Raw genomic sequence first — 12757 nt, 5'->3', positions numbered from 1 at the left:
GTCGCCCCACCCCGAGACGCGTCAGATCTTGGTGTGGCCGAGGCTGGGCACCTTGTCGGTGAGCACCGAACGGCGCGCGTAGACGAACCAGGTGACCACCGCGCAGACCAGATAGAAGGCGGTGAAGATCCAGAACGCGTTGATCACCGCGTCGAACTTGTTGTCCACCCACGGGGCGCCGAACATCATCGGGATGCCGAAGCCGCCGATGGCACCGACCGCGCCGATCACGCCCAGAGCTGCCGAGGACTCCTTGGTCGCGGTGATCTGGGCGAGGCTCCGTTCGGGAGTGCCCGGCTCGGTGGCCTCGTCGGCCTTGGCCTTCCAGATCAGCGGGATCATCCGGTACGTCGATCCGTTGCCGATGCCGGTCGCGGTGAAGACGAACAGGAAGGCCAGCAGGAACCACGGGAAGATCGACTCGTTCGCCACCGTGATCAGCGGGTCTCCCTCCGGGTTGGGGGCCAGGGCCTTGAGCGAGAGCAGGATCCCGACGGTGCCGATGGCCAGCGCCGCGAACGTGATGATGGTGACCAGGGTGCCGCCGAACCGGTCGGCGAGCCAGCCGCCGAACGGGCGGGCGACGGAGCCCACCAGGGCGCCGAGGAACGCGTAGTAGGCGAAGTGGATGCCGACACCGCCGCCCTCGGGGAGGTCGGTCCAGAAGTTCAGCCGGATCAGCAGCGGGAAGGCCGCCGAGTAGCCGATGAACGAACCGAAGGTGCCGATGTAGAGGAACGACATCACCCAGGTGTGTGGCCGGCGCAGCACCGCCGCGGTCTCGGCGGTGGACGCCTTGGCGAAGGCCAGGTTGTTCATGAACATCCAGGCGGCGCAGGCGGCCACGACGGCCAGGAACGCGTACAGGTAGCCGGCGCGCTGCAGCTGGATCCCGGCCTCGGACGCCTTGACCAGGCCGAAGACGCCGGCACCGCCGACGATGACCGGGAGCAGGAACTGGATGAAGGCGACACCCGCGTTGCCGCCGGCGGCGTTGAGTCCCAGCGCGGTGCCCTTGTACCGAGCCGGGTAGAAGTAGTTGATGTTGGCCATCGACGACGCGAAGTTGCCGCCGCCGAGACCGGCCAGTGCGGCGATCAGCAGGAACGCCCAGTACGGCGTGCCCGGGTTCTGCACCGCGAACGCGTACCCGGCGGTGGGCAGCAACAGCAGCAGGGCGCTGATCACGGTCCAGTTCCGGCCGCCGATGATCGGCACCGCGAACGTGTAGGGGATCCGGATCAGGGCGCCGACCAGGTTCGGGATGGCGACCAGGATGAAGAGCTGAGAGACCGAGAAGCTGAAGCCCATCGCGGCGAGCATGGCGGCGCTGACGCTCCACAGCAGCCAGACGGAGAAGCCCAGGTGCTCGGCGAAGATGGACCAGATCAGGTTGCGTCGGGCGACCTGCTTGCCACCGTCGCGCCAGAACGCTTCATCCTCGGGACGCCAGTCCTGGATCGTGACGCCACCCTTCATCTCGGGTGGCAGGGAGGTGGCCTGGGTTGAGGCCGGGGGTGCGGTGAGAGTCATGGGGCACTCCTGGGTCTTGACCGTGGCGGTCGAGAACTGAGTGGGGCCGGACCCGCCTCGCGACATCGTCGGCGCGAGGCGTCCGGTTGCCCGGAGAGTCATCCGACTGGCCTGTCGGACACCTATGAAGGTAGGTACGCGACGTTTCGTGCAGAGGTGGGAATGTTTCAACGATGTGTCAACTAGTCCTCACCGATTCACAGATCCCGGTCCGCTGAGCGGGGCGAGCCGCCGACACCTCGTGACGCACCTCACCCGGGCGACGTCGTTCCTCGCCGGTGCGCCAGACTGGTCGGGTGATCTGTGGACGCGTGGTGGAGGAGCAGCGGGGGTCGATGCCGTTCCGCCTGGTCCACGGCGAGTCACTGGTGGCGTGTGCCAGTTGGGCACTCGGCGAGGCGGGAGTGACCTCGATCGACCTGACCGTCCCCTGGGTGGACGTCCTCGAGGTGCTGGACGAGCCCGGGTCGTCGTACGTGCTGCACGATGCGCTCTGTCCGCTGACACCGCCGGCGTTCCTCACCGAGTGCGCGATCAGGGCGGCGGCCTCGGGACGGGTGGTGGTCGGCGTTCGGCCGGTCACCGACACGGTCAAAGAGCTCGTCGGGGACCTGGTCGGGGGCACGGTGGATCGTGAATCGCTGGTGGCGCTGGCCTCGCCGGTGGCGATCCCGGCTGCGGTGGCGGCCGAACTGACGACCGCGCCGGCCGCCGACCTGGTGGCCCTGGTGACCGAGTTGCGTGGCCGGTACGACGTGGAGTTCGTCGAGGCGCCTCCGGCGGCGCGGCGGGTGACGAACTCCGACGAGCTGCGACTGCTCGAGTCGCTGACTCACCCCGGGCGCTGACCACTCCCGGATCCGGCGTCTCCGGCCCGGATCAGTTGCTCGGCGGTGGCGACGTCCTCGGCGAAGGTCACCTTGAGGTTGGTGGCCGGAGCCGGCACGGCGTGGATCGCCACGTCGGCGTACCGCTCCAGGCAGCTGGCCGTGTCGGTGCCCTCGAACCCGTCCGCCGATGCCTGCCGGTACGCCGCGAGCAGCGGGGCGGCCCGGAACGCCTGAGGCGTCTGCACCGCCCCCAGTCTGGATGGCGCCGCGCCGCCGTCACGACGCAGCACGCTGGAGATGGTCACCATCGGCACCGCACCGCCGTACCGCTGGGCCGTGTCGATGGTGGCGGTGAAGAGCGCCGGAGTGGCCAGCGGCCGCGCGCCGTCATGGATGGCCACGGTGTCGATGCGCCCGGCGTCGATGTCGGACGCCAGCACCTGGAGCGCCTGCCACTCCGACGCGTGGCGCGAGTCGCCGCCGGCCACCAGGGACACCTCGCGCTCGGCCAGGTGCGGGGTCACCGCCTCGGAGAGCTCCGGCTCCTCCCCCGGCCGCGCGACCAGCACCACCCGGCTGACGCCAGGGGTGTTCAGCGCCGCGCGCAGCGAGTGCACGATCAGCGGGACGCCTGCGACGTCGAGCAGGATCTTGTTGACCTCCGCGCCGACCCGGCTGCCACTGCCCGCCGCCAGCACCACCACCGCTGCTCCCACGCACCCCACCGTAGCCGCCGGTGGCCTCGATACGTCCGCTCTTACCTCACGGACACTCGACCATCGAAGCCCAGGGAAATGCACAACGGCCCCGCTCGGGGCGGGGCCGTTGTGGGTGGTTTCAAGAGGCGAGGACCTCGTCGAGGATCGCCTCGGCCTTGTCCTCATTGGTGCTCTCGGCCAGTGCCAGTTCCGAAACCAGGATCTGGCGAGCCTTGGCGAGCATCCGCTTCTCACCTGCAGAGAGGCCGCGGTCGCGCTCCCGGCGCCAGAGGTCGCGGACGACCTCAGCCACCTTCATCACGTCACCGGAGTGCAGTTTCTCCAGATTGGCCTTGTAACGACGGGACCAGTTGGTCGGTTCCTCCACGTGAGCTGCGCGCAGCACGCCGAAGACCCGGTCCAAGCCTTCCTTGTCCACCACGTCGCGGACCCCGACCAAGTCGAGATTGCACGACGGCACACGGACCACAAGGTCCTGCTGGGCGACGATGCGAAGCACCAGATACTGGCGCTCCTCGCCCTTGATGGTCCGGTACTCGATGTCCTCGATAACTGCAGCCCCGTGATTGGGATAAACGACCGTTTCGCCGACAGTGAAAGTCATGTGTCTCCGTAACCCCTTCCTAGACCACCAATTCTAACACGCGTGAAGTCACCCCCCTGACGGCGTTTGCGCAGGTCACGGCGGCATTGAGGGCTTGACAGGAAGGCACTCGATGTGGTGGTGCCCCTCTTCGGTCGCCGTCGGCAGACCGCGGACCGACCCAACGATCTGGCCACGATCGGTGGGTCACCCACCCGTCATTGGCGTCGTGGTCGATACTGCTGGGCATGGCGTCGATCACACCCCGGTACCAACTGCGGACCTCTCCGCCGATGGCCCTCGTGCTCAGTGCCCACCCCAAACTGGCGGTCACCACAGCTGCGGCGCTGGCCGTCACGGCTGCGCTGATCGGCCGATCGAGCCGCGAGGTGCTGCTGGTCTTCGGCACCGTGGTCGTCGGCCAGGCCATCCTGGGCTGGCACAACGACCTCGTGGACCGGAAGCGGGATGCCCACCACGACCGGGAGGGCAAGCCCATCGCTGCCGGCCACATCGACGCCGGCAGCGTCGTGTTCGTGATGTTCTGCGCCATCCTGCTGGTGATCCCGATGGCAGTCGCCAGCGGCACCACGGCCGGCGCCTGCTACCTGATCAGCCTGGTCTTCGGCCTGCTCGGCAACGTGGTCTTCCGCAGCAGCGTGCTGTCGTTCGTGCCCTGGGCCCTCTCCTACGCGCTCTATCCGGCGTTCCTGACCTTCGGCGGCTGGGGCGGCGTCGGCGCTGACAGTGCGCCCCAACCGGTCATCGTCGGCCTGGCCGCGCTGCTCGGCATCGGCGTGCACGTCCTGGTCTCGCTGCCCGGCCTGGTCGCCGACCACGCCGACGGGATCCGCTCGCTGCCGCTGCGGCTCGCGGTGCGGACCGGGGCCTCGCGCCTGCTCGCGTCCACCCTCGGGTTCATCGGGGCACTGGCCCTGGTCATCCTCATTGCGGGCCAGACCGTGGGGTTCCGCAGTTGACCTATAGGCTGTCAACCGCCCACGCCGATCCGGCTCCCCACGAGCCGCCGACGACTAAGGTCCGCACGATGACGTTGTCCCGCTCCCGAGCGGCCACGCTGGCCGCCGCCCTGCTGCTCAGCCCGACCCTCGGTGCCTGCGGCTTCGACTACGCGACCGACCAGATCTACACCCAGTCGGTCGGCGTGAACGACAAGTCCGGCACGGTGCGCATCCTGAACGCGATGATCGTCTCCGCCGGCGAGGGGTCAGGCACGTTCCTGAGCACCCTCTCCAGCCTCGACACCGAGAACGACGACACCTTCACCGGCCTCGGCGGCCAGGTCACCGCAGAGCCCTTCGAGGCCCTGCCCGTGCCCCGGTCCACCGGCGGGATGACCAACCTCGCACTCGCCGAGAACGGCGCCGGCATCGCGGTGACCGGAGACTTCAAGGCAGGCCAGTTCGTCACCGTGGAGCTGCGGTTCGGCAGCGGCCAGATCACCGAGGTCCAGGTGCCGGTGGTGGTGGCCCGCGGTGACTTCGAGGGCCTCGACAAGTCGGCCGCCGCCGACAGCGACTGAGACCGGCGATGAGCCTGACTCTGGTCCTGCTCCGCCACGGCGAGAGCGAGTGGAACGCGAAGAACCTGTTCACCGGCTGGGTGGACGTGCCGCTCACGGAGAAGGGTCGCAACGAGGCGGTGCGCGGCGGCGAACTGCTCGCCGAGAACGGCATCCTGCCTGACGTCGTACACACCTCCCTGCAGCGCCGGGCGATCACCACGGCCGCGCTGGCACTGGACGCCTGCGACCGCCACTGGATCGAGGTGAAGCGTTCCTGGCGCCTCAACGAGCGCCACTACGGCGCCCTGCAGGGCAAGGACAAGAAGCAGACCCTGGCCGAGTACGGCGAGGAGCAGTTCATGGCCTGGCGGCGCAGTTTCGACACGCCCCCGCCCCCGATCGCCGACGACGACGAGTTCTCCCAGGCCGGCCTGCCCCAGTACGCCGACCTGGGCGACGAACTGCCGCGAAGCGAGTGCCTCAAGGACGTCATCGCCCGACTGCTGCCCTACTGGGACGCCGAGGTGGTGGGCGACCTGAAGTCGGGGAGGACCGTGCTGCTGGCCGCTCACGGCAACAGCCTGCGGGGCGTGGTGAAGCACCTGGACGGGATCAGCGACGACGACATCGTCGGCCTGAACATCCCGACCGGGATGCCGTTGCTCTACGAGCTCGACGACGACCTCCGTCCGCTCACCCCGGGCGGCCGCTACCTCGACCCCGAGGCGGCAGCAGCCGCAGCGGCGGCCGTCGCCAACCAGGGCCGCTGACGCCTCAGGCGTCCAGGCGCAGTTGCTCGCCGGTGACCACGAAGACCACCCGCCGAGCCACCGAGACGGCGTGGTCGGCCATCCGCTCGTAGTAGCGACCGAGCAGCGCCAGATCCACCGCCGGCTCCACACCGTGTGACCAGTCGTCACTGAGCACCGTGGTCATCAGTTCCCGCCGCAACTGGTCGATCTCGCTGTCGGCCCGCGCCAGGTCGAGGGCGATGTCGACGTCCCGCTCCGCGATCACGGTGGGCAGTTGCGCGACCATCGAGTCGGCCAGGTGGGCCATCCGGCGGACCGAGGGCACCAGGAACTCCGGGACCGCCGACCCCGGCGCCCGCATCCGGGCGATCTTGGCGATGTGCACCGCCAGGTCTCCCATCCGCTCCAGGTCGCTGACCATCCGCAGCGCGGCCACCACCACCCGGAGGTCTCCGGCGACCGGGGCCTGCAGGGACAGCAGGCTGAACGACACCTCTTCGAGGCGTTCCCGGGCAGCGTCGATCTCGGCGTCGTCGGCGATCACCGACTCGGCCAACGCGACGTCGCTGCTCAGCAGCGCTCGGGTGGCCCGCTCCAGGGACACCTCCACGCGGCCGCTGATGGCCGCCAGGTCGTCGAAGAGGGCTCGCAGTTGATCGGTGAAGGCTTCGCGCATGAGGCCAGAGCGTAGGGAGCGCGACCGGTGCGGATGCGGACGCGCGGAATCGAGGCCGTGAACGGCCCGTGAACAGTTGGAACCTCACCCCGGTCATGGCGAACGGGGGGTGTCCGGCACGCGTATCCTCGCTGCTGTGGAAGCTGTGACGTGGGTGGCCGCCCTGGTGGGGGCGGTCGTGGCCGGTGGTGGTGTCTATGCCTGGCACCTCAGCGACCGCCAGCAACGTCGGTTGCCGCCCACGCAACCTCCCCTGGTCCCCGAGAGCGTGGCGACGGTGCTGTCGGTGCTGCGCAGTTCGGCCGTGGTCGTGGACTCCGAGGATCAGGTGGCCCGCGCCTCGGCGCCGGCGTACGCGATGGGGTTGGTGCGCGGCAACGAGATCAGCTACCCCGAGCTCGGCGAGCTGGTGCAGTTGGTGCGCCGCGACGGTCAGATCCGGGAGACCGAGATGCTGATCGGACGCAGCGGCCTGCCTCCGCGCACGATCACCGCACGGGTGGCGCCGTTGGGCTCCCGGCTGGTCCTGGTGCTGGTCGAGGACCGGACCCGGGAGCGTCGGGTCGAGGCGGTACGCCGTGACTTCGTCGCCAACGTCTCCCACGAACTCAAGACGCCGGTGGGCGCGATCAAACTGCTCGCCGAAGCGGTCCAGGACGCCTCCGACGACCCTGAGGCGGTGGAGCGTTTCGCCGGCCGGATGATGAAGGAGAGCGAGCGGCTCGCCCACATGGTCCAGCAGATCATCGAACTCTCCCGGCTGCAGGGCGACGAGCCCCTGGAGCGGCCGGTGCGGGTCCCCCTGGACCCGGTGATCGAGACCGCGATCGACACCAGTGCCATCGACGCCGAGGCCAAGCAGGTGACCGTGGTCCGCGGGGGCGACACCGGGTTGGAGATCTTCGGCAGCCACGAACCGGTGACGATCGCGATCAGCAACCTGATCGCCAATGCGGTCACCTACTCCCGCCCCGGCTCCTCGGTGCTGGTGGGGATCCGCAGCCACGAGTCGACGGTCGACATCGCGGTCACCGATCAGGGCATCGGCATCCCGGCCGAGGAGATGGACCGGATCTTCGAGCGCTTCTACCGGGTCGACCCGGCTCGGCACCGCTCTACCGGCGGCACCGGGCTGGGGTTGTCCATCGTCAAGCACGTCGCCGCGACCCACGGCGGCGAGGTGAAGGTCTGGTCGGTGGAGGGCCAGGGATCCACCTTCACCCTCACCCTGCCGCGGGTCATCGAGAGCGAAGCACACAGCGGCCCGACCGCGGGCGGCACCAACGACCAGGAGGGTCAGTGACTCGAGTACTCGTCGTCGAGGACGAAGAGAGCTACAGCGACGCACTCGCGTACATGCTGCGCAAGGAGGGGTTCGAGGTCGCCATCGCCAACAACGGCAACGACGCGATCACCGAGTTCGACCGCAACGGCGCCGACATCGTGCTGCTCGACCTGATGCTGCCCGGCATCCCCGGGACCGAGGTGTGCCGGCAGATCCGCAGCACCTCGAACGTGCCGGTGATCATGGTCAGCGCCAAGGACGACGAGGTCGACAAGGTCGTCGGACTGGAGCTGGGTGCCGATGACTACGTCACCAAGCCCTACTCGCCGCGCGAGCTGGTGGCCCGGATCCGGGCGGTGCTCCGCCGCGGTCACGAGCCCGACCTGTCCCCCGCCACTTTGGAGGCGGGGCCGGTGCGGATGGACGTCGAGCGGCACGTGGTGACCGTGAACGGCACCGAGCAGCGGCTGCCGCTCAAGGAGTTCGAGCTGCTGGAGATGTTCCTGCGCAACCCTGGTCGGGTGCTCACTCGCGCCCAGTTGATCGACCGGGTCTGGGGGTCGGACTACGTCGGCGACACCAAGACTCTCGACGTGCACGTGAAGCGACTGCGCGCCAAGTTGGAGCCCGACCCGGGCGAGCCGAAGTTCCTGATCACCGTGCGGGGGCTGGGCTACAAGCTCGACCTCTGAGCCGGGTCATTCGGCGAGCAGCCCGGACAGCAACTGGTCGACGACCTTCTCGGCGAGCTCGTCGGTGTGCAGTTCCGGATGGGCGCCGTAGACCAGCACGCTGAGCAGCGGGCTCATCAGCATCACTGACGCCAGATCCAGATCCAGCCCGTCACGCAGCACGCCGGCACTGGCCCAATGCTCGAACACCTCCCGCAGCGCGGTCCGGCGCCGCTGCAGGAACAGGTCGTGGTGGGCCCGGAACTCGTCGTTGCCGGCCGCTTCGAAGGCGATGCAGGTGAGCACCCGCCGGTCGGGTTCGGAGAAGGCGGTGCGCACCCCGCGAGCCACCCGGATCAGGTCGTCCCGGATCGACTCGTGGGGAAGGTCCACCACCGGCGGGGACTTCATCGAGTCCACGGCGGCGGCGATCATCTCCTCCCGCGAGGACCAGCGGCGATAGATCGTCGCCTTGGAGACCCCGGACCTGCTCGCGACCTCGTCGACGCTGACCGCGCCGACCGACCCGTTCTCGGCGATCAGGTCGAGGACCGCCCGCAGGATCGCGGTGCTGGCCTCGGCGCTGCGTGGTCGGCCGCGCTGCGGTGCTTGCGTCATCGATCCTCCACCTCGATCACATCCTGCTTGGTGGGGAAGTATCGCCAGATCACCAGCAGGCCGACGAGCGCCACGCCGATGGCGGTGGTGGCGGCCACGTGCATGGCCTCGACGAACGCCTGGTTGGCGGCCTCCATCACCGAGTCCGGGAGGATGCCGCGCTCGACGAGGGCATAGGTGGAGGCGATCGAGTCACGCGCCTGGTCGGGCACGATCGGGGCGGCCTCGGTGATCCGGCTGCGGTAGGACTGTGCCATCACCGTGCCGAGCACCGCGACGCCGAACGATCCGCCGACCTGACGCAGCGTGTTGCTCAGCGCCGAGGCGACTCCGGACTGCTCCCGCGGCACCGAGGACATCAGGGCGTTCATCGCTGGTGGCATCAGGTTGGCCATGCCGATCCCCTGGATGAAGAACAGCGCGATCATCACGAACAGGGGCGTCTCCGCGTCGAGCCTGGTGACCACGGTGAACCCGCCGATCACCAGGAACATGGCGGCCAGCCCCACCGGCCGGGCTCCGAACCGCAGCACCAAGGTGCTCGACATCGGCGCGAAGACCAGCATCGCGAGGCCGATCGGCAGGAACAGCAGGCCCGCCTCCAGGGGGCTGTGGCCGCGGACGATCTGGATGTAGAAGGTCATGAAGAAGAAGAGACCCATCATCCCGAAGAAGACCAGCCCGATGATGGCGGCCGAGGCGGAGAACCGCCGGTTCCTGAAGAGCGCCATGTCCAGCGACGCGTGCGGCGTACGACGCTCCCACCAGACGAAGCCGACCAGCGTGGCCACCCCGGTCAGCAGCGGGACCAGCACGGTGGCGCTGACCCATACCCCACTGTCGCCGGCCTCGATGATGCCGAAGGTGAGCAGCATCAGCCCGACCACCGAGAGCACCATCCCGACCAGGTCGGGGCGTCCCTGCCGCCCCTTGGACTCGGGCGCGAGGACCAGGATCATCACGAACCCGAAGATCGCGATCGGCACGTTGATCAGGAAGACCGATCCCCACCAGAACCGCTCCAGCAGCGCACCGCCGACGATCGGTCCGATCGCACTGCCGATGCCGACCGCGCCGGTCCAGATGCCCAGCGCCTTGCCGAACTCCCGGTCGGAGAAGACGGTCCGGAGCAGCGACAGCGTGGACGGCATCATCATCGCCGCGCCCGCGCCCTTGAGCGCTCGGAAGGCGATCAGTTGTCCGGGGGTGTCGGAGTACGCCGCGAACAGGGACGAGGCCCCGAAGACGACGAGGCCGATCAGCAGCAGCCTGCGGCGGCCCACCCGGTCCCCGATCACACCCATCGCGAACAGGAGTCCGGCGAAGACCAGCGTGTAGGCGTTGATCATCCAGGCCAGTTGGCTCTGCGAGGCGCCCAGTCCGACGTTGGGATCGGCCAGGGTCTTCATGGCCACGTTGAGGACGGTGTTGTCGAGGACGACGACGACGAGGCTGACGACGAGGACGCCGAGGATCAGCCAGCGGCGGGGGTGCCCGTCCTCGACGTTGATCTCGACGGGTGCTGCGTTGGTCACGGGGGTCTCCCTGCACGGATGCGATGCGGTGACCCCGACCCTACATCATTTCGAAACGAAACGGTAGCGTTTTGTTAATGCGCGTCAGTCTCGCTCCAGCCAGCCGCGGAACGCCTCCAGGTTGCGGGTCGACTCCCCCCGGTCCAGCCGCCAGCGCCACTCCTTGCGGATCGACGAGGCGAAGCCGAGCTCCAGCAGGGTGTTGAACGAGCCATCGGCCTGGGCCAGCACCGAGCCCAGCAGCTGGTCCAGATCCGCGGGGTTGACCGCGCTCAACGGCAGCCGCGCATCCAGATAGATGTCGCCCAGCCGGTCCACGGCGAACGCCACCCCGAACGTCTTGAGGTTCCGCTCCAGCAGCCACCGATAGACACGCTCATGGTTCTCGTCGGGACGCCGACAGACGAAGGCGTGCACGCCCAACGCGTGCTCCCCGACGTCGAGACGCACCGGCGTCGCCAACTTCTTCTCCCCCGGCAGCTCGCAGGTGAACACCCCGGGCTCGAGCTCCTCGTGCGTCACCTCCGCCTGGGCCAGGTAGCGGCGGACCACCTCGGCGGCCGCCTGCTGCGCCGCAGTGAGCTGCGCTTCGGGCACGTCGGGGACCTCCTCAGCCGACGAGTTCGGCGCGGTGCGCCCGGGTCGCTCGACGATACACGCCCAGCATCTCCTCAGCGGCCCGATCCCAGCCGAACAGTTGGGCTCTGGCCACCGCCCCCACCGACAGCCTGCTGCGCAGCGTCGGGTCGTGCAGCACCCGACCCAGGGCCGCGGCCCAGTCGTCTGGCTCATGGCCCTCGATGAGCAGGCCACTGACCCCGTCGGCCACCACCGTGGTCAGCCCACCGACGGCCGCCGCGAGGACCGGCGCCCCGGCCGCCTGGGCCTCGATGGCGACCAGACCGAAGGATTCGTTGTAGGAGGGCACCGCCACCAGCGTCGCGGCGCGGAACCAGTCGACGAGCTCCTCCTGGCGCACCGGCGGGACGAACCGGACGATGTCGGCCAGGCCCAGTTCACCGGCGAGCTTGGCGAGCGATTCGGGGTGCTCCAGGCCCGAGCCCGACGGCCCGCCGACCACCGGGACCACCAGCCGGCTGCGCAACTGCGGGTGCTGGCGCAGCAGCACCGCCACGGCCCGCAGCAGTACGTCGGGAGCCTTCAACGGTTGGATCCGACCGGCGAAGAGCAGTACGTCGGAGTCGACCGGCAGACCGAGACGGCTGCGGGCAGCCGCCGGATGGCCGGGGCTGAAGACCGACAGATCCACGCCCGGATGGACGACGTCCACACAGCCCGGGTCAGCGTCGTACATGGTCTGGAGTTGACGCGCCTCCAGGTCGGTGTTGGCCACCAGCACGTCGGCCGCCCGGACCACCTGCTCCTCGCCGAGCACCCGGGCCGGCGGCTCGGGGGTGTCTCCGTCGGCGAGCGCGGCGTTCTTGACCTTGGCCATCGTGTGCATGGAGTGCACCAGCGGCACCCCCCACCGGTCCCGGGCAAGCGCGCCCACCTGACCGGACAGCCAGTAGTGGGAGTGCACCAGGTCGTAGTAGCCGACCGGCTTGATGGCTTCGCTGCGCAACACCTCTCGGGCGAACGTGCACAACTGCGAGGGGAGGTCCTCCTTGCCGAGGCCCTCGAAGGGTCCGGCGGGCACGTGGTGCACCCGGATCCCGTCGGCGGCCTCGACCACCGGCGGCAGTGCCGACGAGGTGGCTCGGGTGAAGACGTCGACCGAGACACCGCGTCGGGCCAGTCGGCGGGAGAGTTCGAGGACATAGACGTTCATCCCACCGGCGTCGCCGATGCCCGGCTGGTCCAAGGGAGAGGTGTGCAGGCTGATCATCGCCACCCGCCTCAGGGCCGACGGGGACTGCCAGGTCCGGTGATTCATGGGCACACACCTCCACGACGTGGAACAGACGTCAGCGCCGATGCATTCCTGGCCGATTGTCACCGGAGTGTGAGGCGGCCGGTCCGCGGGCCAGCACCAGCAGCGCCAGACCCACCACCAGCACCCCGCCGAG

Annotated in this window: 14 protein-coding genes; 6 read left to right on the top strand and 8 right to left on the bottom strand. The window is 69.1% G+C overall.

What is annotated here, in order from left to right; genetic code table 11:
* Positions 1-21: 21 nt before the first annotated feature.
* Entirely contained in the window at positions 22-1533 is a 1512-nt protein-coding gene (locus JKG67_RS18240) for an MFS transporter (RefSeq protein ID WP_238998684.1), read from the bottom strand.
* Positions 1534-1829: 296 nt separating this feature from the next.
* Here JKG67_RS18240 and JKG67_RS18235 point away from each other — a divergent pair, with 296 nt between their 5' ends.
* Positions 1830-2381, top strand: a complete 552-nt coding sequence (locus JKG67_RS18235; protein ID WP_307816624.1) for a 2-C-methyl-D-erythritol 4-phosphate cytidylyltransferase — start codon at positions 1830-1832, stop codon at positions 2379-2381.
* Here the strand turns inward: JKG67_RS18235 and JKG67_RS18230 are convergent.
* Both JKG67_RS18230 and JKG67_RS18225 read right to left on the bottom strand, forming a co-directional pair.
* The gene (locus JKG67_RS18230; protein WP_203338786.1) at positions 2366-3079 is read right to left on the bottom strand and encodes an IspD/TarI family cytidylyltransferase; all 714 of its coding nucleotides are present in this window, start codon (positions 3077-3079) and stop codon (positions 2366-2368) included. The two genes, JKG67_RS18235 and JKG67_RS18230, sit on opposite strands and share 16 nt — an antisense overlap.
* A gap of 121 nt (positions 3080-3200) precedes the next feature.
* Positions 3201-3686 carry a CarD family transcriptional regulator gene (locus tag JKG67_RS18225; protein WP_203338785.1) on the bottom strand — a complete coding sequence of 162 codons (486 nt, stop codon included), beginning with the start codon at positions 3684-3686 and terminating at the stop codon, positions 3201-3203.
* A gap of 227 nt (positions 3687-3913) precedes the next feature.
* Between JKG67_RS18225 and JKG67_RS18220 the strand changes: the two genes are divergently transcribed.
* The 3 genes from JKG67_RS18220 to JKG67_RS18210 all read left to right on the top strand — a co-directional run bounded on the left by JKG67_RS18220 (position 3914) and on the right by JKG67_RS18210 (position 5960).
* Positions 3914-4645: a UbiA family prenyltransferase gene (locus JKG67_RS18220; RefSeq protein ID WP_203338784.1), complete on the top strand. Its 732-nt coding sequence runs from the start codon at positions 3914-3916 to the stop codon at positions 4643-4645.
* A gap of 68 nt (positions 4646-4713) precedes the next feature.
* On the top strand, positions 4714-5208 hold the full coding sequence (locus tag JKG67_RS18215) for a hypothetical protein (protein WP_203338783.1): 495 nt from the start codon (positions 4714-4716) through the stop codon (positions 5206-5208).
* Positions 5209-5216: 8 nt separating this feature from the next.
* Positions 5217-5960, top strand: coding sequence for a phosphoglyceromutase (locus JKG67_RS18210; protein WP_203338782.1), 744 nt, complete (start codon positions 5217-5219; stop codon positions 5958-5960).
* Positions 5961-5964: 4 nt separating this feature from the next.
* Here JKG67_RS18210 and phoU read toward each other — a convergent pair whose 3' ends face one another.
* The gene (phoU, locus tag JKG67_RS18205; RefSeq protein ID WP_203338781.1) at positions 5965-6618 is read right to left on the bottom strand and encodes a phosphate signaling complex protein PhoU; all 654 of its coding nucleotides are present in this window, start codon (positions 6616-6618) and stop codon (positions 5965-5967) included.
* Between the two features lie 136 nt (positions 6619-6754).
* Here phoU and JKG67_RS18200 point away from each other — a divergent pair, with 136 nt between their 5' ends.
* Both JKG67_RS18200 and JKG67_RS18195 read left to right on the top strand, forming a co-directional pair.
* Positions 6755-7921, top strand: a complete 1167-nt coding sequence (locus tag JKG67_RS18200) for a sensor histidine kinase (protein WP_203338780.1) — start codon at positions 6755-6757, stop codon at positions 7919-7921.
* The gene (locus JKG67_RS18195; protein WP_203338779.1) at positions 7918-8595 is read left to right on the top strand and encodes a response regulator; all 678 of its coding nucleotides are present in this window, start codon (positions 7918-7920) and stop codon (positions 8593-8595) included. Before JKG67_RS18200 ends, JKG67_RS18195 begins: the two co-directional genes overlap by 4 nt.
* A 6-nt stretch (positions 8596-8601) precedes the next feature.
* On the opposite strand, the gene JKG67_RS18190 is transcribed toward JKG67_RS18195, so the two are convergent.
* The 4 genes from JKG67_RS18190 to mshA form a co-directional block, all read right to left on the bottom strand.
* Complete coding sequence (locus JKG67_RS18190; protein ID WP_203338778.1) at positions 8602-9192, bottom strand: TetR/AcrR family transcriptional regulator; 591 nt, start codon at positions 9190-9192, stop codon at positions 8602-8604.
* Positions 9189-10727, bottom strand: a complete 1539-nt coding sequence (locus JKG67_RS18185; RefSeq protein ID WP_203338777.1) for a DHA2 family efflux MFS transporter permease subunit — start codon at positions 10725-10727, stop codon at positions 9189-9191. The genes JKG67_RS18190 and JKG67_RS18185 overlap by 4 nt, the downstream gene beginning before the upstream one ends.
* A gap of 84 nt (positions 10728-10811) precedes the next feature.
* A complete protein-coding gene (locus JKG67_RS18180; protein WP_203338776.1) occupies positions 10812-11324 on the bottom strand; it encodes a type III secretion system chaperone family protein in 513 nt (170 codons plus the stop codon).
* A gap of 13 nt (positions 11325-11337) precedes the next feature.
* A complete protein-coding gene (gene mshA / locus JKG67_RS18175; protein WP_238998683.1) occupies positions 11338-12624 on the bottom strand; it encodes a D-inositol-3-phosphate glycosyltransferase in 1287 nt (428 codons plus the stop codon).
* Positions 12625-12757 lie beyond the last annotated feature (133 nt).

It is taken from the genome of Nocardioides limicola (assembly GCF_016827675.1).
GTDB classification, from domain to species: Bacteria; Actinomycetota; Actinomycetes; order Propionibacteriales; family Nocardioidaceae; genus Nocardioides; species Nocardioides limicola.
This window is presented reverse-complemented; position numbering and strand designations above follow the sequence as displayed.